Raw genomic sequence first — 21,656 nt, 5'->3', positions numbered from 1 at the left:
CCCCGACCGGCGCTGAGCCGGATCGGGCCCAGGAGCGGGCCAGCGGGGCGGAATCCACCGGGATTCCGCCCCGCTCCCGTCTCGCCCGGCCCGTCGAAACGCCTGGCCGGCGTCGGCGCGGCCGGTCTACCATCGCCGACATGACCTGGCGACATTGATCCCGTCCCGTAGGCCACACCCGTGGGCCACCGCGCACACCGCACGTCCGGCGTCCGCGTCCACTCCCACGGGAAGGCCCTCATGAACCATCTCGCCGCGCGCGTGCCCGACCCGGCGGTGCGCCGCCTCTCGGCGACCCTCTACGGGTACGCGTTCCTCAGCGACCTCGTCCTGCTCTACCCGCTGTACGTGGTGCTCTTCGCCGACACCGGCCTGTCGGTCGGGCAGATCTCGTCGCTGTTCGTCATCTGGTCGGGCGCCGGAATCCTGTTCGAGGTGCCGTCCGGCGCGTGGGCCGACGTGGTGTCGCGCCGGCGACTGCTGTGCCTCGCCCCGCTGGTGACCGCCGCCGGCTACGCGCTCTGGGTGCTGTTCCCGTCGTATCCGGCCTTCGCGGTCGGTTTCCTGCTCTGGGGCGCCGGTGGCGCGTTGGTCTCCGGCGCGCTGGAGGCGCTGGTCTGGACCGAGTTGGCCCGCCTCGACGCCAGCGACCGGTACGCCCGCGTGCTCGGTCGCGCGCGCACCGCGGGCGTCCTGGGCGTGGTGGTCACGGGGGTGCTGGCCGGCCCGGTGTTCGCGGCCGGTGGGTACCCGGCGGTCGGCGCGGGCAGCGTGTTCGCCTGCCTGCTCGCCGCGACCGTCGCCACCCGGTTCCCCGAGCACCGCCCGCCGCCGGACGTGGTGTCCGGCCCGGACGACCACGACGACGAGCTGACCTGGACCGAGACGCTGCGGGCCGGTGTGCGGCAGGTTCGTACGCGGCCACCCGTGCGAGCCGCCGTGCTGCTGGTCGCCGTGGTGGCCGCCGACTGGGGAGCGCTGGACGAGTACACGCCGCTGTTGGCCCTGGACACCGGCGCTGGCGCGCGGGCGGTGCCGCTGCTGCTCCTGCTGCTGTGGGCCGGCGTGACCGTGGGTGGGCTGCTCGCCCCGGTGGGCGAACGGCTCGGCCGTCGCGGCTACGCCGCGCTGCTGGGGCTCGTCGCGATCGCGCTGGCCGGGGGCGCACTCGTCCGGCATCCGGCCGGTTTCGTGCTGCTCGCGGTGGCGTTCGCGGCCGCGCAACTGGCCACCGTCCTGGCCGACGCGCGACTACAGGCCCGCATCACCGGCGGCAGCCGCGCCACCGTCACCTCGCTGGCCGGGATGCTCACCGACGTGCTGATCATCGGGACGTACGCCGGGTACGGGCTGGTCGCCACGGCAGCCGGTAACGCGGTCGCGTTCGCGGTGGCCGCCGGGGCGTACCTCATCGTGGGCCTGGCGTTGCTGATCCGCCGCCGGCGCCCCGCGGCCGTGCGCGGCGGAGTCGCCGCGGCCGGTGTGCGCGGCCCGGGCTGAAGGCGCGGCCCGGCGGCGGTCGCCCAGGTCGCGATGCCGGCGGCCCGGGCGAGTCGGCGGACCAATTGGTACGCGCTCGGGCGTCCCGCTACGACTGGTCGCCGTCGACGTAGACCCAGCGGCCCTCCTCGCGGGCGAAGCGGCTGCGTTCGGTGAGCGTGCCCGGCTGGCCGGCCGCGCGGTAGTGGGCGTGGAACGTCACGGTGCCGGTGGCGTCGAGCAGGCCACCGCGTTCGGTCTCGACGATCTCCAGCCGCATCCACCGCTGAGCCGGGTCCAGATCGAGCTGCTCCGGCCGGGTCAAGGAGTGCCAACTGCGCAGGAGGTAGTCGGTGTCGCCCAGCGCGAACGCGCTGAACCGTGAGCGCATCAACGCCTCGGCGGTCGACGCCGGGGCGGTGCCGACGTGCGCGGGGGAGCAGCAGTCGGCGTACGCCTGGCCGGTGCCGCAGGGGCAGAGTTTGCCGGTCGTCGCGTTCGCCCGCCGGCCTCGTCCCGCTTTGCCCACCCGGCCATCCTGCCGCACCACCGGCTGGCCCCGGCGACCGGCCGCCGCCGACCCTGATCCGGACCCGTCGCCGATCTTGCACTTACTGTCCCCGCATTGCTGGCAAAGGGTGCATATCGGCGACCGAAAGTGCAAGATCGCGGGAAAGGGGTCAGAGCCAGCCCGAGCGGCGGAACAGGCGGTACAGGGCGAGCGCGGCCACCGCCATCAGGGCCAGCGCGCCCGCGTACCCGTAACGCCAGGCCAGCTCGGGCATGTGATCGAAGTTCATGCCGTAGACGCCGGCGATGCCGGTCTGCGTGGCGGCGATCGCGGCCCACGCGGCGATCTTGCGCATGTCGTTGTTCTGCTCGACGGCGAGCTGCGCCAGGCGGGACTGGACGATCGAGGTGAGCAGGTCGTCGTACGCGGCCACCCGGTCCACGGCCCGACCCAGTCGGCCGTCGACGTCCACGAACCAGCGGTGCAGGGCACGCGGCGGTCCGTCGCGGGTCGGGTCGAGCAGCGTCCGCAGAGGCGTCTGGAGCGGGAGCACCGCCCGCTTGAACTCCACGACCTCCCGCTTGAGCTGGTAGATGTGCTGGATGTCGGCCGACCGGTCGCGGGCGAACACCGCCTCCTCGACGCGTTCCAGGTCGCGCTCCACGTGCCCGGCCACCTCCAGATACGTGTCGACCATGCGGGCGCAGACCGCGTACGCCACCGCCCAGGGACCCGCGGCGAGCATCGTCGGCCGGCGTTCGATGTCGGCGCGGACGTCGCGCAGCGCCCCGGCCGCGCCGTGCCGCACGGTCACGGCGAACCGGTCACCGAGCAGCACCATCACGTCACCGGTGTCGATCACCTCGGACGTGTCCGTCAGCTCGGCGTGCTCGACGTACCCGGCCGTGCGCAGCACCAGCAGGGTGACCGGTCCGTGTCGCTGCACCGTGGGCCGGTGCCCGTCGGCGAGCGCCTGCTCGACGGTCAGCTCGTCCAGGCCGAAGGTACGCCCCACCGCGGCGAGCACCGCCGGCCCCGGCTCGTGCAAACCGAGCCACACGAAGGCGTCGCGGCCATGCCGGGCGTGCGCGTACGCGTCGTCGTAGTGCGGCCGGCCCGGCTCCCGGCGACCCTTGACGTACACGGCGCAGTCGACCACCGCGTCCGGGTTGGACCGGCGGGGCGCGGGTGTCTCGCCGCCGGGGCGGCCGAGCAGTCGACGGGCCAGGGCGCGTACGCCCCGACCGGCCCGGTCCCGTACCGCTCGCTGATCCACGACGCGCCCCCTCCCCGCGCACCGTCGCGGCCACGGTGCTCGCAGGGCATGGTGCCACCGGACTCCGCGCAGCGGCGTCCGGCCCCCGACAGTGCGGCGCTCACCTCAGGCGGTACGGGTGGCGAAGACGACGATGTTGTCCACGTAGTTGCCGGTCGCGTCGTCGAACCGGCCGCCGCAGGTGATCAGGCGTAGCCCGGCGACGTCCGCCGGGCCGTAGACCAGGCCGCTGGGGAAGTGGTCCTTCGGGTACGCGTGGACGCCGTCCACGGTGAATGTGGCGACCCGCGCGTCGGCCCGGGTCACCTGGATCTCCTGCCCGGCGCGTAGGCGTCCGAGGTCGAAGAAGACCGCCGGGCCGGCCGGGGAGTCGACGTGTCCCACCAGGACGGCGTTGCCGGTCTCGCCGGGGCTCACCCCGTACCGGTACCAGCCGGCGAGGGTCGGCCGGTCCAGGGGCGGCACCTCCAGCACCCCGGCGGAGTCAGCGCCGACGGGGACGATCTCGGCGCGTACGTCGATGGCGGGGATCCGCACCCGGACGGGCGCTGCGTGGGGGAGTGGGGCCAGGTCCGGTGCGGGACGGGTGCGGGTCGGCGCGTCGGACGACGGCCCGGGTGGCCGTTCCGGGTCGGCGGTGAGGCCGACCGTGATCAGTCCCAGCCCGCTGACGCCGAGGAGGGCGACCACCGCCGGCAGGCTTCGCCGCCACCACACGTGCGCACCTCCGTAAGGGCTCGTCGGGGTGCCCGCGCCGGTCGTACCGGCACGGGCACCCGTCCTCTTGGGATGGAGCGGTCGCCGGTCAGGCGACGGTCGACACCGGGCGGCGTCGGCGTACCAGCAGCACCGCGCCCGCGGCGGCCGTGCCGAGCAGGGTGCCGCCGGCGGCGAGCGCGCCGGCGTCGCGTCCGTCTCGGTGGTCGCCGCCCGAGCCGGCCGGGGCACCGCCGATCGGGGTGACGGTGAAGGTGGCGCTGCCCGCCGAGCTGCCGTCGCCGCAGGTCGCGGCCACCGTGTACGTGCCCAGGGTGAACCCGGCGGTGAACAGTTCGGCGCTGAGCCCGCCGCCCGCGGCGGCCGTGGTGGATCGGACGTTCTCGTCGCGGTTGGGTCCGGTGACCCGGAAGATGACGTCACCCGACTTCGGGTTGCAGGTCGTCGCGGTGAGCACGACGGTTCCTCCGACCGGGGTGGTGGCCGGTGACACGACGGTGTCGGCCAGTGCGGCGCCCGGCAGCAGGAGCGTGCCGAGACCCACGCCGAGCGCCGCCGAGCAGAGTGCTGTTGAGACCTTCATACGCGTCTTCCCTCACTTTTCGTCCGCTGACTGCGTGGGACGTCGTTCGGGTGGCCAACTCCGTGACTAGCACCGGTGTGCCCAACACTAGGTGGGTTGGGACCCCGATCAGGTGAAAATGAGAAACCTTCGTTGCCGTCACGTGTCCACCCGAAGGCGGGTCCTGGTGCGGGCCGACGAGATTGCGCCGATCTTGCACTTTCGGTCGCCGACATGCGTGCCATGCCCTGTATGTCGCCACCGCAACTGCAAGATCGCGGTGCGACGGGTGCCCTGGCAGTGGTGTGTGGCAGCGTGGTGTCCGTGACTCGCCTCGACGTTGATCTTGTGTTGGTGGGCGGCGGGGGCGCTGCCTCGTTGGTGCTCGCCGCGCTGGACCGGCACGGCGTCGGGGGCCTGCGGATCGCCGTCGTCGACCCGGTCCGTCGGCGCGGTCAGGACCGCACCTGGGCGTTCTGGGGCCACCCCGACACCGACCTCGATCCGCTGCTCAGCGCGAGCTGGCACCAGGTCGAGGTGGTTACGCCCGCGCGGCGTCGCGTCCTGGACCTGACCCCCCTGCGGTACGCCATGCTGCGCTCCGGCCCGGTCTACGACCGGGCTGCCGAGGCCGAGCGCCGGCTGGACGCGATCCGGATCGCGGCACCCGCCGACGTGGTCCGCGACGACGGCACCGGGGTGGTCGTACGCACCGGCGACGGGCGTGCGATCCGGGCCGGCTGGGCGCTCGACTCCCGCCCCCGGCCACCGGCCCGCGCCGGCCGGACGACCTGGTTGCAGCACTTTCGTGGCTGGTGGCTGGAGGCCGACCGGCCGGTGTTCGACCCGCGGCGGGCGGTGCTCATGGACTTCCGTACCCCGCAGCCCGCCCGGGGTGTCTCCTTCGGGTACGTGCTCCCGGTCAGCGACCGGTACGCCCTCGTCGAGTACACCGAGTTCTCGCCCGACCTGCTCACCGACGCCGGGTACGACGCGGCGCTGGCCGACTACCGCGACCTGCTCGGGCTCGACCCGGGCGGGCTGCGGGTCCGCGAGGTCGAGAACGGCGTGATCCCGATGACCGACGCGCCGTTCCCGGCCCGGCCCTCCCCGCGCGTCGTACGCCTCGGCACGGCCGGTGGCGCGACCCGCCCCTCCACCGGCTTCACCTTCTCCGCCATGTACCGCCAGGCCGACCAGGTGGCCCGCGCGCTCGCCGCCGGCCGGCCGCCGGTGCCGGCTCCCGCCTATCCGGCCCGGCACCGCTGGATGGACGCGGTGGCGCTGCGGGCGCTGGACTCCGGTGGCGTGGGTGGGCCCGACTTCTTCGACCGGCTCTTCGACCGCAACCCGGCCGAGCGGGTCCTGCGCTTCCTCGACGGCGTCACCACCCCGGCCGAGGAGATCGCGATCATGAACTCGACGCGGCTCCGGCCGATGATCGCCGCCACGGCCGGTGACGCCGCGCAACGCCTCCGCGACCGCCTTCGGCCCGCCCGTCCGGCTCCGGCCATCCCGGCGGCCGTGGTGGGCGGTCCGCAGCGACCCGTTCCCGACTCGGAGAACTGACCCGACCCGGTCAGCGCCGGGCCGACACCGTGTCGCGGATCAGCACCCGCAGGTCCTCCATCGGGTCACCGTCGCCGGCCGCCAGCAGGGTCTTCGTCGCCGCGACCGTCAACCCCAGCTCGGGGTACGCGTACGCGAGGCTGCCGCCGCTACCGGCCGCGCCGAACGAGCCGTCGTCGTCCACCGCGTACCCGAGTCCCCAGGTCGTCTCCTGCCCGAACACCCACTCCGGGCCGGGCGGCCCGTCCGGCGTCGTCACGGCCCGGAGCCGGGCCGGCGAGATCAGCCGTACGCCGTCCACCTCGCCGATCAGCGCGGCGAGCATCCGCGCCGCCGCGCGAGCGGTCATCGTGCCGGTGGCCGGCACCTCGGCGGCGAGGACGTCGGCCCGGCTGCCGACCTGCGCGCCCGGACGGACGCCGGGCGGGGCGACCCGGTCGAAGTTCGGCAGGTTGGCGCTCGCGAAGTCGAACAGCGCCGACAGGTTGCGGTCCTCGACCCGGGCCAGCCGGTCCAGGTCGGCGGCCGGTACCGCGAGGTACAGCTCGTCCGCGACGCCGAGCGGTCCGGCCACGTCCTCGGCGAGCACCGCCGAGACGCGCCGGCCCGTCACCCGGCGGACCACCTCACCGACCAGCCAGCCGAACGTCCACGCGTGGTACGCCTTGACCGCGCCGGGCGCGGCGATCGGCTCGGCGTCGGCCACGATCGCGCACATCCGGTCCCAGTCGGTGAAGTCCGCAGGCGTCACGTCCACCGGCAGGGCGGGCACACCCGCGGTGTGGGTGAGCGCGTGCCGCAGGGTGATCCCGTCCTTGCCGTGCCGGCCGAACTCCGGCCACACGTCGACGATCCGCAGGTCGTAGTCCAGCTCGCCGCGCTCGGCCAGCACGTGCGTCACGGTCGCGGTGAGGGCCTTACCGGTGGAGACGCTCCAGATCGGGGTGTCGGCGGTCAGCGTGCGGCCGGTGGCCCGGTCGGCGCTCCCGGCGTGCACGTCCAGGATCGGCGACCCGTGGAGGTACGCGGCGACCTGCACCCCGGATTCGCGCCCGGTGGCGATCAGCTCGTCGATCGTGCGCCGTACGTCGGCCCCCAGGCCGTCCCAGTTTCCGTCCACGGCGAACGACTCTGACAGATCGGACCGCGCCGGTGCGCGCGATTTTCCCTCATCGGGTGAGGAGGCGGTCACGGAGCCGGGCGGTCAACGCCTCGTCGACGCCGAGCCGGTCGGTGGCGTAGCCGACCACCGACCCGTACGCGGCGGTCAGGTCGGCCAGGAAGTGCCGGATGACGGCCTCGGGAGCACGTCCGTACCCGGGCCAGAGCAGCTCACGGTCCGGGTTGAGGGCCTGCCAGTCGGCGATGAGGCGTTCGGTGGCCAGCTCGGTGCGCGCAAAGTCGGCGACGATCTGTTCCTCGTCGACGCCCAGCAGGGCGAGCAGCAGCGCGGCCAGCAGACCGGTGCGGTCCTTGCCGGACGCGCAGTGGAAGACCAGGGGCGCCTCGGCGGCGGCGACCACCTGCAACGCCTGGCGCAGCTCGGCGACCCCGTCCTCGGCGACCTCGCCGTACCGATCGGCGAGGTAGCGCCACGGGTCGAGCTGCGGGTCGATCGTGGCCTGGTCGTAGGGGCGGTGCTCGATACTCAGGTTGTGCCAGGCCAGGCCGTCGATCTGGGGCGCTCGACCCCGCGCGGCGATCTCCCACGGATACCGCAGGTCGATCACCGTGCCCACACCGAGGGCGTCGAACCGGTCCAGGTCGGCGCCCGCCAGCTTGCCGAGCGAGTCCGAACGGTAGAGCAACCGCCAGCGAACCGTGCGCCCGTCCTCGGTGCGGTAACCCCCGAGGTCGCGGAAGTTGTGCAGACGGTCGAACGCGACATGCCGCTCCATCCGGCAGACCCTAGTGCCTCCGGTCCCGGCGTGGCGGCCCCCGAACGGCCGGCGCGGGGTCGCCGCCCGGTAGGTTGCCTGCCATGGCGGAGGGCAGGGGCGTGCAGATCTGGACCGACGGGGCGTGCAGCGGCAACCCCGGGCCGGGCGGCTGGGGGGCGCTGCTGCGCTACGGCGACCACGAGCGCGAGTTGTGCGGGGGCGAGGCCACGCCGACGACCAACAACCGGATGGAGCTGATGGCGGCCATCCAGGCGTTGGAGAGCCTGAACCGGCCGGTCACCGTCGAGTTGCACACCGACAGCACGTACGTGCGCAACGGCATCACGAGCTGGCTGGCGTCGTGGAAGCGCAACGGCTGGCGTACCGCCGCGAAGCAACCGGTGAAGAACGCCGACCTGTGGCAGCGGTTGGAGGCGGCCTGCGAGCGCCACGAGGTCACCTGGCTGTGGGTCAAGGGGCACAACGGTCACCCGGAGAACGAGCGCGCGGACGGTCTGGCCAACAAGGGCATGACCGAGGCGCGTGCGGCGCTGGCGAGCCGCTAACCCCGGCGGGTCGCGTCGGGGTGCCCCGGCATGCTCGACCCGCCGCCGCTGCTGCCCGACGAGCCCCCGGCGACACCTGAATTGTCGCCCTCGGTCACGATGTCCGGCCGCTCGTCGGTGTCGGCCGGCGCGGGGACCTCGGTGTCCGTCTCGACCTGCACCAACGGCACCTGGCCGGCCTCGTCCTCGCTGTGCTGCGGGTCGCCCGGCAGCTCACCGTCACGCTTTCGGTAGCCCACGCCGTGCCTCCCGTCGGTGCCGGTCCGCGTCGGCGGTGGCTACCCGGCGCGTCACCCACGAAACCTCGTCCGCCGGCAGCCGCCGGCTCGGCGACCGGGGTTGTCGGCGACGGGGCGCTCGGTCGGCGCGGGGATCAGCCGGTGGACGCGGACCTCGTACCGTCGTCAGCGTCGCCGCCCACGGCGGCTCGCGGCGGGGGCGCGCACCGGGGTGAGCGCGAGCGCCGTCCAGTGCGGCGGCCGGGTCAGCGTCGCCGGCAGGGCCGTACGCGCGTCACCGCGCGCGGCGTCGAGCTGCGCCTGGTGCAGGAACAGCGTCGTCCGCAGGTCCGCGCCGCGCAGGTCGGCCCCGCGCAGGTCCGCACCCGTGACGTCGGCCAGGCCGAGGTCCACGCCGCGAAGGTCGGCGCCGATCAGCAGCGCGCCGCGCAGGTTGGCCCGGCGCAGGTCCGTCCGGCGCAGGTCCACGCCGAGGAGCTGGGCGCCCCGGCGGTCGAGGCCTCCGGGAGCGCGCGCCGCCTCGCTGGCCAGCGACAGCAGCGGGTTGACCCGGGCCCGGTGCGCGTCGACGTCCACGACGCGCAGGCCGGTCGGATCGCCCTCGGCGAGCCCGGTGATCTCGACGCGGGCGCGGTCCAGCTCGGCGCGTAGCCCGGCCGAGGGGTCCAGCGACAGCGCCTCGGTGAGATACCAGAGCAGTTCGTGCAACGGGCGCAGCACCCGGAAGGCCTCGGCCATCGCCGGCAGGGTCTCCGGAGCGTCCCGCCAGTCCCGCCCACCGAAGGTGACCTGCGCGACCTGCTGCCCCGCGCCGAAGCAGTCGAAGACGGTGCAGCCCGCGAATCCGCGCTCCCGCAGCTCCGTGTGGATGCCGCAGCGGTGGTCCGGGCGCAGGTTCGGGCAGGCCCGCCCGGCCGGCTTGTCGATGGCGAAGTCGGCCGACGCGGCGAAGGCCGGCACCACGCAGCACAACCCGAAGCAGCGCGCGCAGTCGGCGGCGAGACGCGCCGACCCCGACGGCTGGGCGAGGTGCGTCGACACGGAAACGGTCCTCCTGGCGATCGGGGCGGCGACCCCATTGTCCCGGGGGCCGTCGCCACCGCCCGGCCCGGGGGTCACCGTCCGTGCGCGTCGCTGGCCGCCGCGGAGCGAGGATCGGGGGTACGCGGACCGCCCGGTGGCGGCACCAGCCGGTGGATCTCCCGCTGGCCGTCGCCGTACTTCTGATCGAAGTGCCGGCGCACGGTGGCGGCCGGGGTGGGGTCCTCCTCGACGGGTTCCGCCAGCGCGAACATCGCTGGAGTGCCACCTGCGGCACGCGGTGGCAGCACGGCCCGCACGGTCAGCGGACCGTTCACCTGGACGCCGCCGCAGTCGACGTAGTGCTGCCCGTCGACGCTGACGTAGGGCACCTGCATGGTGACCACGTCGGAGTCGTCGTGGCGCAGCGTCACCGTGACCGACCAGTACCGCTCCAAGTTGACGGTTGCCTGCTCGTGCTCCCACAGCTCCTCGAAACGCGCGTGCACGAACCCACCCCAGGGGCTGTCCATGTCGACCTCGAGTTGCGGCACGTTGAACGACAGCTTCCCGATCGGGAAGAACGAGATCAGCGCCCGGCTGTCCCACTGGTAGAGCTGGATCGACGGGGACGCGTCGTACAGGCGAACCTGCAACCGGCGCCGCAACCGGGCGTCCAGGGTGTCCTGGAACAGCGCCAGGTGCCGCAGGTTGGTACGGATCTGGCGCGGCACGTCCACCCGCTGCCTCTCCAACTCCTCCGAGCGCTGCTGGGCGGCCGTGCAGTCCGGGTCGAGCAGGAGCAACTGTACCTGGGCGCCGTTCGCGAGGGCCGTCCGCACCGCCCGCAACGTCTCCTCCCGGTGGGTGTCCTCCAGCAGGATCGTCCAGGTGTCCAGGATGCGTACCCGGCGTGCGCAGCGGTGCAGCCGGGCCACGAACGCGTGTTGGTCGAAGCTCAGGTGCTCCTGCACCCGCGCCCGGCGGGCCTCCTCGAACAGCGGGTCGAAGATGACGTACGAGATGGCGGCGAGGACCACGCTGGAGCCGATGTTGAGCAGCAGGTCGCTGAGGAATCCGCTGCTGCGCCAGGCGGCCAGCAGCATCACGACCGCGACGCCGAGCAGCGCCCCACCGACGACGAAGGCGCGTCGCTGCCGGCCGCCACTGTCGCCCCGACCCGCCCACTCGGGCATCCGGTCCCCTTCCGTCCGTGGCCCATGCCCACCGAGATGCGGAGGATACGTGCCGGCTTTGCCGCTCGCTGTCCCGTTCGCAAACGGCGGTTTCGTCGGCCGGGCCCGCTGTGTCACTCGTAGATTGACGGTATCGGAGTCGGGCGAGCGCGGACGGTGACGGTGTGGACGACGCGGAACGCGAGAAGGCGCTGTTGAGCGTCCTCAACACCGAGCACTACGCCCTGCAGACGTCCCGCGCCGGCACCATCGACGAGGCCACCGGCCGTGCCACCATCTTCCTGTCCGTGCTGTCGGCGGCCCTGATCGGCCTCGGCTTCGCCGCCGGCAACGACCAGGTGGTCCGGCCCTACCTGGGCGCGGTGCTGCCGATCCTGGTGATCATCGGGATCCTGACCTTCCTGCGGCTGGTCGAGACCACCGTGGAGAACTCGCTGGACATGAGGCGGATCCAGCGCATCCGCGCCTACTACCATCACCGTCTCGCCAGCGAACACGACTTCTTCGTCGACGCGGTGGCGTCCGAGGACGACGCGGACGCGGCCCGGATGCTGGTGGGCACCCGGCCCGGGCGCTGGGAGTTCCTGCTCACCACGGCCGCGCTCGTCGGCGCGGTCAACGCGGCCCTGGTCGGGTCGGCCGTCGCTCTGGTGCTCGGCATGGTCGGGGACTGGCACTGGCTGATGGTCGTCGCCGGGGTGGCGGTCGCGCTCGCGGCGTTCGGAGCGCAGTTCCTCTACATCGTCCGCATGTCACCGGGACGACGGTGACGCCGTCGACGGCCAACTCCCGGGCGAAGGCGACGATACCGTCACCGGATGCGGATCACCCGGTTCACGCACTCCTGCGTCCGCGTCGAGCACGACGGCGGGGTGCTGGTGCTCGACCCGGGCACCTGGAGCGAACCGCGCGCGCTGGTCGGCGCGGACGCCGTCCTGATCACTCACGAGCACACCGACCACGTGGACGTGCTGCGGCTGGCCGGACTCGGCGTGCCGGTGTACGCCCCCGAGGGGGCCCGGCTGCCCGACCTCGCCCCGCTGCCGGTCACCCGGGTACGTCCGGGGCAGCGCTTCACCGCCGCCGGCATCCCGGTGAGCGCCCACGGCGGCCGGCACGCCGTGATCCACGACGGTCAGCCCGACTGTCCCAACCTCGGCTACCTGGTCGGTGACGGGCTCTACCACCCGGGCGACTCGGTGCACGTGCCGGACGAGCCGGTGCGCACCCTGCTCGTGCCCGCCCAGGGGTCGTGGCTCCGCCTCGACGAGGCGATCCGCTTCGCCCGCGCGGTGGGCGCCGAGGCCGCGTACCCCATCCACGACGCGCAGCTCAACGACCGTGGCCTGGCAAGCGTGGCCGGCTGGTTCGCCGAGACCGTCCCTGGCTACCGCCACCTCGCACCGGGCGACACCGCCTGAGCGACGCGCGGAATCAATGTCTTTCAGTCTTGATCGAAAGTCCGGAATACGACAGCGCTTCACGCCTTTCAGGTGCCTTTGCGGGCTCGCGCTCATTCAACCCTGCCGCAATGATGCTCTTCTCGGCGGCGTGGTCTCCCCATCCACGACCGGTCCCTGAGGCATGCCGTCGTCCGTGCCCCCTCGCACACAACCGGAGAATTGCCTCATGTCGACCAATCCTCTCGGCACGTCAGCTCGGCAGGCGCTCGTGGCGCTGATGACCCACGTCTCGGAAGCGTCCAATCCGGACTTGTACGAGCAGTTCCGCATGCGGATCGAGAAAAGCGTCCGGCAGGAACTCGAAGAAGCCGGGTTCATCGCCTGGCGTAAGGGATTGCGCGGCACGATCATTCACGAGTTGACCGAGAAGGGTTGGGAACGTGCTCGCCACGAGCTTGGCTCGGCCGCGCCCGATCGGGTCTCGTCCGCCTGGTTGCTGCACTACGGGACGCTGACGCACCTGAACCGCCTTCTCACGGCCCACAATCTGCAGCTGGCTGACCTGTACGTCGGCCCGCCGGGCACCACCGACGTGGACGGGCAGCCTGCCCTGGTGGGAGACGACCGGGTGGCGGGCGAGCCGGACGGGATCGAGGATCGGGTACGGGAGGCGTACCTGCGTTTGGCCGAGACGCCCGGCAGCCTGGTCAGCCTGGCGCGCCTGCGTCGGAGCCTGGAGGATGTGGCCCGCGACGATCTCGATCGTGTGCTCCGGACGATGGATCGGCGTCGGGAGATCCAGCTCGAGCCGGATCCCAATCGTAAGGCGCTGACGCAGGCAGTCCGGGACGCGGCGGTCGTCATCGGTGGTGAAGACAAGCACCTCATCACAATCGACCAGTCATGATCGACGAGACCCAGCGGCAAGCCCTGCTGGAGTTGCGGCGGCTGGACTGGGCACCCACCCAGGAGGACGTCTGGTCCCCGCTGGACATCCACATCGACGCGCTCAACGGCGAGGCCGGGGCTGCCCTCCTGCGGGCGTACGGAGAAGCGGTCACCAGCACCGGACGTAGCCCGCTCGGGCTGGTCCTCGAAGGGCAGCACGGCGCCGGCAAGACCCACCTTCTGCGTTGGGCACGTGAGCAGGTGCAACGCGGCGGCGGCTATTTCTTTCTCCTCGGCATCTCCGATGGCAGGGCCTTCTGGCCCAACGTCGTGCAGACGCTTCTGCGCGGTCTGCGACGTTCCGGCTCCTACCGACATACGCAGTTGGAGGTGCTTCTCGACCGGCTGTGTGAGCGCGCCGGCGTGGGACGGGAGCTACGCGACCAGGTTCGTGGTCGACAGGAGTTGACCACGAACGCGCTCGACGCCTTCGTGACCGCCCTGCGACGGGCGGAGCCCGACCTGGGGCGCGAGTGCCGGTACACGGTGCGAGCGCTGGTGCTGCTGGCCGCCACGGACGACGCGATTCAGGATCTGGGCGAGGCGTTCCTGACGTCCATCCCCGATGAAGACCCCGGCGAACATGCCCGCTGGGGTCTGACAAGTCGGACAAAGACGGCACAGGAAATTGCCGAGGAGGTCTCGCGGCTACTGGCGACTACCGGTGCCAGCATGCTCGCGGTCGATCAGATCGACACTGTCATCGCCCAGGCCCGCACCTCCGTTGTCGATCACAGCCAGCCCGAAGCCGCGCCAACGGAGTCTGTGGCTGTCGCCGAGGATCTCGGGCATGGACTGATGCAGTTGCGAGAAGCACTGCGTCGCACGGTGACGGTGGTGGCGTGCCTGCCGACCTCCTGGCAACTGATCAGTAACCACACGCTCGACTCCGTACGTGACCGGTTTCGGCGGGAGACACGGCTGAGTCGCCTGCCGTCCCCGGATGTCGGAACGGAGTTGGTTGCCGCACGCTTCGGCCCGTTGTTCGAGTCCGTCGGATTCACGCCGCCGTACCCGACCTGGCCGGTGCTGCCGGCGGCCTTCGCCGCCGCTCCCGACTACACACCGCGATCCCTGCTCGAGCGGGTGGACGAGCACCTACGCGTCTGCCTCATGACCGAGAATGTCGAACCCCTGCACGAGTTGGACCAACAGGTCGCGCCGCCAGATCCGGAGCCGGCCGCTCGGCCGCAGGACATCGAGTCCGTGCAAAGGAGGTTTGCTGAGCTGCGCGAATCGCTCGACGTCGACCATGTCATGGATCCGGCCCGCGAGGACATCGACATGCCCCGCCTTCTCGGAGCCGGTTTGCGGGCATGGACGGTCGAGCAGGGAGATCTGCACGGGCGATACAAGGTCGTGCTCGGCGAGGACGGCAACCCATCGATGCACGCCTGGCTCCGGGAGAGTCTCGACGAGGAGACCGAGGATGAGGCGCACTGGTCATTTCGTGCGCTGTCACACACTCACCACCGAGCCGTGCAGGCACGAATCGAGCGGCTCCGACAGCTCGTCAGACTGGATCCTCGCATCAGCAAGAGGCGTGCGGTACTACTGCGTAACAGCCTCTGGCCCAAGGGGCCGGTCACTCGACGTCTGTTGCACGAGTTCCAGGCCGCGGGCGGGTTGATCACTGGGGTGTCTATCGACGACCTGCGCACCTTCGCCGGGCTGGCCGTCCTGCTCGACGAGAACGATCCGGCACTCGATGACTGGCTGCGACTGGGCCGCCCCGCCGGGAACACCACGCTCTTTCGGACGGTCTTCGGTGCGCCGCCGGGCACTACGGCTGCGCGACCTTGCGGCCCTGGGCGGCCCACCGGCCCATCGGATCGTCCGGATCCAGCCGGACCGTCACCGAGCGAGGTGGGCGACGGCGGCGATCCCCGCCGGACGGCGGCGACCCACGATCCGTCCGGCGGGGTACGGCGTTCGGAGACCAACGGCGGCGCCGGTCTGTTTCTCGGAACGGTGGTCGAGACCGGCGCGGAGGTCCGGGTGCCGTTGGAGTCGTTGCGCAAGCACACGGCCATCTTCGCCGGTTCGGGATCGGGTAAGACCGTGCTGATCCGGCGCTTGATCGAGGAGTGTGCCCTGCAGGGGGTCTCCACGATTGTGCTCGATCCCAACAACGACCTGGCGCGGCTCGGTGATCCGTGGCCGGAAGCCCCGTCGTCGTGGCAGCCGGGAGACGCCGAGAGGGCAGCGGCTTACCTCGCGAGCACGGACGTGGTGGTGTGGACCCCTCGTCGTGAGGCTGGTCGTCCGCTGAGTCTGCAGCCGTTGCCGGACTTCGCCGCCGTGCTCGACGAGCCTGACGAACTCGCGCTCGCCCTGGACACGGCGGTGGCCGGGCTCGCGCCGCGGGCGCGCATGGGCGGCAAGACCGCGAAGATGGATCGTGGACGGGCGGTGCTGCGCGAGGCGCTGGGGTACTTCGCGCGCACCGGGGGCACCGGTCTTCGCGACTTCGTCGCGATGCTCGCGGACCTGCCCGACACCGCGACCACGCTGACGCGTGCCGGTGAGCTGGCCCACGACATGGCCGAGACCCTCAAGGCCGCGATGATCCTCGATCCGCTGTTCGGCGGAGCCGGCGTGCCCCTGGACCCGGGCATCCTGCTGACCCCGTCGGCCGGCAAACGCGCGCGGATCTCGGTGATCAGCCTCGTCGGGCTGCCCAACAACGAGCAGCGGCAGGGCTTCGTGAACCAGTTGCAGATGGCGTTGTTCGCGTGGATCAAGCAGCATCCCGCCGGTGATCGCCCACTCGGAGGCCTCTTCGTGATGGACGAGGCGCAGACGCTCGCGCCTTCGGGCGCGCTGACGGCCTGCACGGAGAGCACGCTCGCTCTGGCCAGTCAGGCCCGTAAGTACGGCCTCGGCCTGATCTTCGCGACGCAGGCGCCCAAGGGCATCCACAACCGGATCGTCGGCAACGCCGCCACCCAGTTCTTCGGCTTCCTCAACAGCCCCATCCAGATCGCGGCGGCGAGGGAGGTGGCGCAGGCCAAGGCGAGCGCGGTCCTGGACATCTCCCGGCTGACCGCCGGGCAGTTCTACGCCGTGGGTGAAGGACTTGGCTTCCAGAAGCTGGCAACACCGATGTGCCTCAGCCACCACCCGACGAGCGCACTCACCGTGGAAGAGGTACTGGTCCGCGCCCGGAGTTGACAGACTTGCAAGGGGAACAGCATGGACATCGTCATCAACAGCCTGGTTCGGCAGTTCCAGACCGACCACGACCTTGTTGGGTTGCCACCGGACGAGGCGTTCGAGGCCTTCGCGGGCTTCTGCGTGCTCAGCTCGTTCTACGAAAGCGACTTCACCCCTGACGCTTTCCGGATGGGTGGCGGCAATGACCTCGGCATCGACGTGTTCGGCATTCTGGTGAACGGTGATCTGCTCCACGACGAGGCGGACGTCCGGGCGGCGACCGAACAGGCACGTCAGTTGGACGTACAAATCATCGTCGTGCAGGCGAAGACCAGCCCCAAGTTCGAATCGAAGGTCATAGCCGACCTGGCAGACAACCTCGCGCACGTCGTCGACAAGGCTGACCTGCCGTACCCGGCATCCCCCGATGTGGAGAATCTCCGAGGGTGCCTCCGGGCGGTCTACGCGAACATCGCGAAGTTTTCCGGCGGGCGGCCCAAGTTGCACGTCCGGTATGTCACCACCGGTGGACAGGTGGCGGACCTGCTCCGCAAGAAGGCGGCATCGGCGGAGCGAGGGCTCATGCGCTCCGGCCGATTCGACGTGGTCGACGTGCGCTGTGTGACCCGAGACGAACTGCGTGAGTTGTACAAGCGCGCCACTCAGGCGGTGCCGGCCACCTTCGAAATGCTCAAGAAGCTCTCACCGCCGACCATGCCCGGCGTGGTCCAGTCACTGTTCGGCCTGCTGCCAGCCCGCGAACTCGTGTCCCAGGTGCTGACCGATCCGGCCGGCAACATTCGCAAGGCTCTGTTCCACGAGAACGTACGGGACTTCCAGGGCTACAACGGGGTCAACGGCCAGATCCGGGACGCGATCAGAGATCCACTTCAGCACCGTCGCTTCGCCGTCCTGAACAATGGCGTCACGATCGTCACCCGAGGACTCAACGTGGTTGGCGACGAGGTGCACATCCGGGATTTCCAAGTGGTCAACGGCTGCCAGACCTGTCACGTGTTGTTCGACGAACGGGACCGACTCACCGACGACGTGCAGGTCAGCGTGCGCATCGTCCACAGCGAGGACGAGAAGGTCATCGCCGGCATCATCGCCGCGACCAACCGGCAAACTGCGGTCAGCGAGGAGGAGCTGTCGACGCGGGAGGATTTCCATCGACGGCTGGAGGACTGGTTCGCGGCGCAACCGGCGGCGCATCGACTGTGGTACGAGCGCCGCTCCAAGCAGTACGCAGCCCGCAACGAGGTGGAGAAGACGCGGGTGGTCAACCGAGCCCAACTTACCCGCGCCTACGCCGCGATGTTCCTCGGCGAACCGGCGGCGGCCGGTCACTACCGCGAGCTGACCCAGCGTCATCGCGGTGCTCTGTTCCAAGAGGACCATCTCCCGGACGCGTACTACGCGGCGGCGGCCGCACACTACCGCCTGGAGTGGCTGCTGCGTACCAGGCGGATCCGGACCACGCTCCGACCCGCGCGGTATCACCTGATGGCGGCGCTGCGGTGGCAGGTTCTCGGGACAGAGCGCCTCACCACCAATCCCCGGCGCGCCAGCGAGCAGTGTCGGCGGCTGCTCGATCTGCTGTGGGATCCCGGTGCCTCCGAGCAGGCTGTCCTTAAACTCCTGCCCACGCTCGGCCGCATCATCGACGTCGAACAGCGAAGTGGGGTACCTCTCGGGCAGATGGTCCGCAACCGCCGGTTCGCCGACGCCGTCCGAGCGGCGGTGTTAGGGGGATGACAGCCGCGACTCGTGACCGCTGAAGCCCCATTTTCGGGGCAGCTCGACAGGGTCCGGATGGGACCTCGGCAGGCGCGTCACCACGACTCTCGTGGGTGGGCGGCGCACACAATGGCATCGACAAGCGTGTCGGTCGGGCTCATGTCGGGTGTGGTCCACGTCACGGTAGCTTCGGCGCGCGTCGACGCCCCCGCCGGCGCTGCCGAGGAGAGCGTCCATGACCACACCGCGCAGAGCCGCCACCGCCCTGACCGCCGTCCTGCTGCTGATCCTGACCGTCGCGGCCCCCGCCCAGGCCGCCACCCCCGCCACCACGCCGCCGGTGTCCGGTTCGCTGGGCACCTACAACATCTCCGGGGTGTACGTGGCCGGGGTGTCCTCCGGTGGCTACATGGCCACCCAGCTGCACGTCGCCTACTCGTCCCGGATCCGGGGCGCGGCCGTCTTCGCCGCCGGCCCCTACTACTGCTCCCAGAACACCGTCGCCCAGGCGCTCTACGGCTGCGGTGACAACATCTACCCGACGAACGTGTCGGCGCTGGAGACGTACACCCGCACCTGGGCGTCGTACGGCTGGGTCGACCCGGTCGGCAACCTCTCCGGTGACCCGGTGTACGTGTTCCACGGCAACAACGACACCGCCGTCGAGAAGTCCGTCACCGACGACCTGGTCCGCTACTACCAGCGCTTCGGTGCCAGCGTGCAGTACGACAGCGGCTCGGCCGCCGGTCACGCGTGGGTAACCCCGTACGGCACGCTGGGATGTACGGCGACCGCGTCGCCCTACCTCAACGACTGCGGCACCGACCCGCAGAACGCCCTGCTGCGCAAACTGCTCGGCGGAGTCAACGCGCGCAACACGGGAACGCTGGGCGGCACGCTCGTGCGCTTCGACCAGAACACGTTCGCCGTCAACGGCTGGGCCAACGGGTTGAGCATGGACGCCAACGGCTACGCGTACGTCCCGTCGGCGTGCGCGGCCGGCCAGTCGTGCCGGCTGCTGGTCGCGCTGCACGGCTGTGTGCAGGGGGCCGGGTCGGTGGGCACGGCGTTCGTCGACCGGGCCAACCTCAACCAGTACGCGGACACCAACAACCTGGTCGTGCTCTATCCGCAGGCGGGTACGGCGCTGAGCAACCCCAACGGCTGCTGGGACTGGTGGGGCTACCTGGGCGCGACCAACTTCCCGATCAAGGGCGGCGCCCAGCTCGAAACGATCATGAACATGGTCCGCCGCCTGGACGGCTGACGGCGACGGCCCTCAGCCCAGGAACAGCTGGAGCAGGACGACCACCGCGAGCAGCGCCGGCCCCCGGGAGCCCTGCCGCAGCAGGTCGACCGGGACCATTCCGAACGGCGTGTTGACCGTCGCGCCGCCGTAGTCGATCGCCGGGCGGGTGCCGGCCCGGAAGGCGGCGGCCACCACCCCGAGCACCAGCGTCGGCGCGAGCCAGGTCGGGCCCGCGTCGACGCTGGGCAGGCTCGGCAGGGTCAGCAGCCACCACAGGCCCGCGCCGATCGCCGGCACCACCACGTGGACGCCGCGCAGGAGGGCGTCGCTACCGCCGAGCGCACGCCGCAGCCCGGCTGACCGGCTGACCGCGCGCAGCCCGCCGGTCAGCCGGTCGACGGCGAGGTACGCGAGCACCACCTGCGCGGCCCCGGCCAGGCCGGGCAGGGCGAGCGCGGCCGCGTACTGGACACCGACGAGACCCGCCCAGATCAGCAGGGCGCTGGGGTGCCGGCGCAGTCGTCGGACGTCCGCCTGGAGCAACGCCCACCAGCCCGGACCGGGCAGGAATCGGCTGCTGCGGACCCGGCCGACCCGCCGCCAACGACGGCTCTCCACCAGGCCGGTCAGCAGGCTCGGGTCGAGCAGGATCGTGGCCGTGGCGGCGGCGTTGGCGAACTGCGCGCCGGTGGTCAGGGTGGCCCGGTCGACGAGGGGCAGCGCGCGTACCGCCAACACCGTGGCGACGACCGCGAGCGGCACGGCGACGGCGACCAGCGCGATGGTCGGCGTCGACGACGGCCGGGGCAGTCCCTCGCCGAGGCGGCCGGTGAGCACCACGACGGCGGTGATGACGGCCGCGGCCACCATCGGGACCGCGCCGGCCAGGGCCGGCCACCGCCGTCCCGCCCGGCTGCCCTGGGCGACGACGCTGAGCGCCAGCGTGGCGGCGCCCCATCCCGCGCCGGCGGCGGCCGCCCAGCCCAGGGTGGCCGGATCGCTGACACCGCCGAGCGCCGCCACGGCCACGCCGAGCGCGGCCGTGCCCACCGCCGCGCCCGTCAGCAGGACCGCGAGGCGCGGTGCCAGCCAGGCCCGCCGATCGATCGGCGCGCTGGTCACCCAGCTCTGCGTGGCCGGGGTGACCAGCAGCGGGCCGAACGCGCGCAGGCCGCGCCAGACGAGCCCGGCGCCGGCGAGCAGCGCGGCGAGGGCCAGCCACCACCGCACCCCCGGCTCGGCCTGCCCCACCGTGGGGGAGTCCAGCATGTTGCGGCTGGCGCTGATCGCGAACCAGCCGTACATGCCCACGAACAGGACCATGACGTAGGCGTCGCCAAGCACATCGCCGAGCGAGTGCTCGTGGTGGCGGCGGCGGGCGCGGCGCAGGTGCGTACGGACCTGTCGGGCCGTGGGCAGCCCGGCGGGCGCTTCGGCGATCGTGGTCGGCGCGGCCGTCACCGGCCGATCTCGATCCGCTCGTCCACGACCGCGTCGATCAGCTCCGGGTCGTGCGAGGCCATCAGCACGGTGGTGCCGGCGTCGCGTTCGCGCCGCAGCCGGTCGGCGAGCCACTGCCGTCCGGCGACGTCGAGGCGCTGCTCCGGCTCGTCGAGGATCAGCACCCGACGCGGCCGGACGAAGCAGGACGCCAGCGCGAGCCGGCGGCGCTGCCCGCTGGACAGGGTGACCGGGAGTTGATCACGGGCCGGTTCCAGGCCCAGCTCGGTGAGGACCTCCTCGACCGGCTCGGCGTTGCCCCCGTGGGCGTACGCGACCAGCTCCAGGTGCTCGACCACGGACAGGTCGGGGAAGAAGTCGATGTCGTCCAGGGCGGCGGCCACCAGTGAGCGCACCTGTGGGTCGGTCTCGTCGGCCCGGTACCCGTGCACCCGCACCTCGCCCGCGTCCGGCCGGTCGGCGCCCACCACGCAGCGCAGCAGAGTGGTCTTGCCGCTGCCGTTGGGCCCCAGCACCACCGCGATCCGGCCCGGCGGCAGCGTGAAGGTCACATCGTCGAGCACGACCAGGTTGCCGAAGTTGCGGCTGAGTCCCCGCACCGAGAGAGCGTCCACGGTCACACACTCTCCCAGACCGACGCCACCGACCACGACGAGCGATCGACATCACGCCGACCCGGGGGGA

The 21,656-nt window shown here is 71.8% G+C and carries 20 protein-coding genes; 9 read left to right on the top strand and 11 right to left on the bottom strand.

Going from position 1 to position 21,656, the window contains the following annotated elements; all coding sequences use genetic code 11:
- Positions 1-240 precede the first annotated feature (240 nt).
- A complete protein-coding gene (locus tag ACIA3K_RS06570) occupies positions 241-1,500 on the top strand; it encodes an MFS transporter (RefSeq protein ID WP_396799538.1) in 1,260 nt (419 codons plus the stop codon).
- An 88-nt stretch (positions 1,501-1,588) separates the two neighbouring features.
- On the opposite strand, the gene ACIA3K_RS06565 is transcribed toward ACIA3K_RS06570, so the two are convergent.
- The 4 genes from ACIA3K_RS06565 to ACIA3K_RS06550 form a co-directional block, all read right to left on the bottom strand.
- The gene (locus ACIA3K_RS06565; protein ID WP_396799537.1) at positions 1,589-2,008 is read right to left on the bottom strand and encodes a YchJ family protein; all 420 of its coding nucleotides are present in this window, start codon (positions 2,006-2,008) and stop codon (positions 1,589-1,591) included.
- 151 nt (positions 2,009-2,159) lie between these two features.
- A complete protein-coding gene (locus tag ACIA3K_RS06560) occupies positions 2,160-3,266 on the bottom strand; it encodes a magnesium and cobalt transport protein CorA (RefSeq protein WP_396799536.1) in 1,107 nt (368 codons plus the stop codon).
- Positions 3,267-3,371: 105 nt separating this feature from the next.
- Complete coding sequence (locus ACIA3K_RS06555; RefSeq protein WP_396799535.1) at positions 3,372-3,983, bottom strand: class F sortase; 612 nt, start codon at positions 3,981-3,983, stop codon at positions 3,372-3,374.
- Between the two features lie 88 nt (positions 3,984-4,071).
- Positions 4,072-4,566, bottom strand: a complete 495-nt coding sequence (locus ACIA3K_RS06550) for a hypothetical protein (RefSeq protein WP_396799534.1) — start codon at positions 4,564-4,566, stop codon at positions 4,072-4,074.
- A gap of 303 nt (positions 4,567-4,869) precedes the next feature.
- On the opposite strand from ACIA3K_RS06550, the gene ACIA3K_RS06545 reads away from it, so the two are divergent.
- Positions 4,870-6,114: a lycopene cyclase family protein gene (locus ACIA3K_RS06545; RefSeq protein ID WP_396799533.1), complete on the top strand. Its 1,245-nt coding sequence runs from the start codon at positions 4,870-4,872 to the stop codon at positions 6,112-6,114.
- 10 nt (positions 6,115-6,124) lie between these two features.
- Here ACIA3K_RS06545 and ACIA3K_RS06540 read toward each other — a convergent pair whose 3' ends face one another.
- Both ACIA3K_RS06540 and ACIA3K_RS06535 read right to left on the bottom strand, forming a co-directional pair.
- Positions 6,125-7,234 carry a serine hydrolase domain-containing protein gene (locus tag ACIA3K_RS06540; protein ID WP_396799532.1) on the bottom strand — a complete coding sequence of 370 codons (1,110 nt, stop codon included), beginning with the start codon at positions 7,232-7,234 and terminating at the stop codon, positions 6,125-6,127.
- A 49-nt stretch (positions 7,235-7,283) separates the two neighbouring features.
- On the bottom strand, positions 7,284-8,012 hold the full coding sequence (locus ACIA3K_RS06535; protein ID WP_396799531.1) for a tyrosine-protein phosphatase: 729 nt from the start codon (positions 8,010-8,012) through the stop codon (positions 7,284-7,286).
- A gap of 83 nt (positions 8,013-8,095) precedes the next feature.
- On the opposite strand from ACIA3K_RS06535, the gene rnhA reads away from it, so the two are divergent.
- A complete protein-coding gene (gene rnhA / locus ACIA3K_RS06530) occupies positions 8,096-8,560 on the top strand; it encodes a ribonuclease HI (RefSeq protein WP_396799530.1) in 465 nt (154 codons plus the stop codon).
- Here the strand turns inward: rnhA and ACIA3K_RS06525 are convergent.
- The 3 genes from ACIA3K_RS06525 to ACIA3K_RS06515 form a co-directional block, all read right to left on the bottom strand.
- On the bottom strand, positions 8,557-8,799 hold the full coding sequence (locus ACIA3K_RS06525; RefSeq protein WP_357121644.1) for a preprotein translocase YidC: 243 nt from the start codon (positions 8,797-8,799) through the stop codon (positions 8,557-8,559). The genes rnhA and ACIA3K_RS06525 overlap by 4 nt on opposite strands.
- Positions 8,800-8,964: 165 nt before the next feature.
- Positions 8,965-9,840, bottom strand: a complete 876-nt coding sequence (locus tag ACIA3K_RS06520) for a pentapeptide repeat-containing protein (protein WP_396799529.1) — start codon at positions 9,838-9,840, stop codon at positions 8,965-8,967.
- A 74-nt stretch (positions 9,841-9,914) separates the two neighbouring features.
- On the bottom strand, positions 9,915-11,015 hold the full coding sequence (locus ACIA3K_RS06515) for a DUF5919 domain-containing protein (RefSeq protein ID WP_396799528.1): 1,101 nt from the start codon (positions 11,013-11,015) through the stop codon (positions 9,915-9,917).
- Between the two features lie 164 nt (positions 11,016-11,179).
- Here ACIA3K_RS06515 and ACIA3K_RS06510 point away from each other — a divergent pair, with 164 nt between their 5' ends.
- The 6 genes from ACIA3K_RS06510 (at position 11,180) to ACIA3K_RS06485 (ending at position 19,529) form a co-directional block, all read left to right on the top strand.
- Positions 11,180-11,785 (top strand): hypothetical protein, encoded by a 606-nt coding sequence (locus ACIA3K_RS06510; protein ID WP_396799527.1) that lies wholly within the window; start codon positions 11,180-11,182, stop codon positions 11,783-11,785.
- Between the two features lie 48 nt (positions 11,786-11,833).
- A complete protein-coding gene (locus ACIA3K_RS06505) occupies positions 11,834-12,436 on the top strand; it encodes an MBL fold metallo-hydrolase (protein ID WP_396799526.1) in 603 nt (200 codons plus the stop codon).
- 208 nt (positions 12,437-12,644) lie between these two features.
- Positions 12,645-13,325 (top strand): hypothetical protein, encoded by a 681-nt coding sequence (locus tag ACIA3K_RS06500; protein WP_396799525.1) that lies wholly within the window; start codon positions 12,645-12,647, stop codon positions 13,323-13,325.
- Positions 13,326-13,567: 242 nt separating this feature from the next.
- Positions 13,568-16,540 carry an ATP-binding protein gene (locus ACIA3K_RS06495; protein ID WP_396799524.1) on the top strand — a complete coding sequence of 991 codons (2,973 nt, stop codon included), beginning with the start codon at positions 13,568-13,570 and terminating at the stop codon, positions 16,538-16,540.
- Positions 16,541-16,561: 21 nt separating this feature from the next.
- Entirely contained in the window at positions 16,562-18,280 is a 1,719-nt protein-coding gene (locus ACIA3K_RS06490) for an AIPR family protein (RefSeq protein WP_396799523.1), read from the top strand.
- A gap of 217 nt (positions 18,281-18,497) precedes the next feature.
- Entirely contained in the window at positions 18,498-19,529 is a 1,032-nt protein-coding gene (locus ACIA3K_RS06485; protein ID WP_396799522.1) for a poly(3-hydroxybutyrate) depolymerase, read from the top strand.
- A 12-nt stretch (positions 19,530-19,541) separates the two neighbouring features.
- Here ACIA3K_RS06485 and ACIA3K_RS06480 read toward each other — a convergent pair whose 3' ends face one another.
- On the bottom strand, positions 19,542-20,972 hold the full coding sequence (locus tag ACIA3K_RS06480) for a DUF6297 family protein (protein ID WP_396799521.1): 1,431 nt from the start codon (positions 20,970-20,972) through the stop codon (positions 19,542-19,544).
- A complete protein-coding gene (locus ACIA3K_RS06475) occupies positions 20,969-21,592 on the bottom strand; it encodes an ABC transporter ATP-binding protein (protein WP_355049939.1) in 624 nt (207 codons plus the stop codon). Before ACIA3K_RS06475 ends, ACIA3K_RS06480 begins: the two co-directional genes overlap by 4 nt.
- Between the last annotated feature and the right edge of the window lie 64 nt (positions 21,593-21,656).

The sequence above is a fragment of the Micromonospora sp. NPDC051543 genome, assembly GCF_044454415.1.
GTDB lineage: Bacteria > Actinomycetota > Actinomycetes > Mycobacteriales > Micromonosporaceae > Micromonospora.
This window is presented reverse-complemented; position numbering and strand designations above follow the sequence as displayed.

Coding starts and splice junctions, on each gene's coding strand:
- ACIA3K_RS06570 (WP_396799538.1), top strand. CDS start 241: ATGAACCATCTCGCCGCGCGCGTGCCCGACCCGGCGGTGCGCCGCCTC.
- ACIA3K_RS06550 (WP_396799534.1), bottom strand. CDS start 4,566: ATGAAGGTCTCAACAGCACTCTGCTCGGCGGCGCTCGGCGTGGGTCTC.
- ACIA3K_RS06535 (WP_396799531.1), bottom strand. CDS start 8,012: ATGGAGCGGCATGTCGCGTTCGACCGTCTGCACAACTTCCGCGACCTC.
- rnhA (WP_396799530.1), top strand. CDS start 8,096: ATGGCGGAGGGCAGGGGCGTGCAGATCTGGACCGACGGGGCGTGCAGC.
- ACIA3K_RS06515 (WP_396799528.1), bottom strand. CDS start 11,015: ATGCCCGAGTGGGCGGGTCGGGGCGACAGTGGCGGCCGGCAGCGACGC.
- ACIA3K_RS06505 (WP_396799526.1), top strand. CDS start 11,834: ATGCGGATCACCCGGTTCACGCACTCCTGCGTCCGCGTCGAGCACGAC.
- ACIA3K_RS06500 (WP_396799525.1), top strand. CDS start 12,645: ATGTCGACCAATCCTCTCGGCACGTCAGCTCGGCAGGCGCTCGTGGCG.
- ACIA3K_RS06490 (WP_396799523.1), top strand. CDS start 16,562: ATGGACATCGTCATCAACAGCCTGGTTCGGCAGTTCCAGACCGACCAC.
- ACIA3K_RS06485 (WP_396799522.1), top strand. CDS start 18,498: ATGACCACACCGCGCAGAGCCGCCACCGCCCTGACCGCCGTCCTGCTG.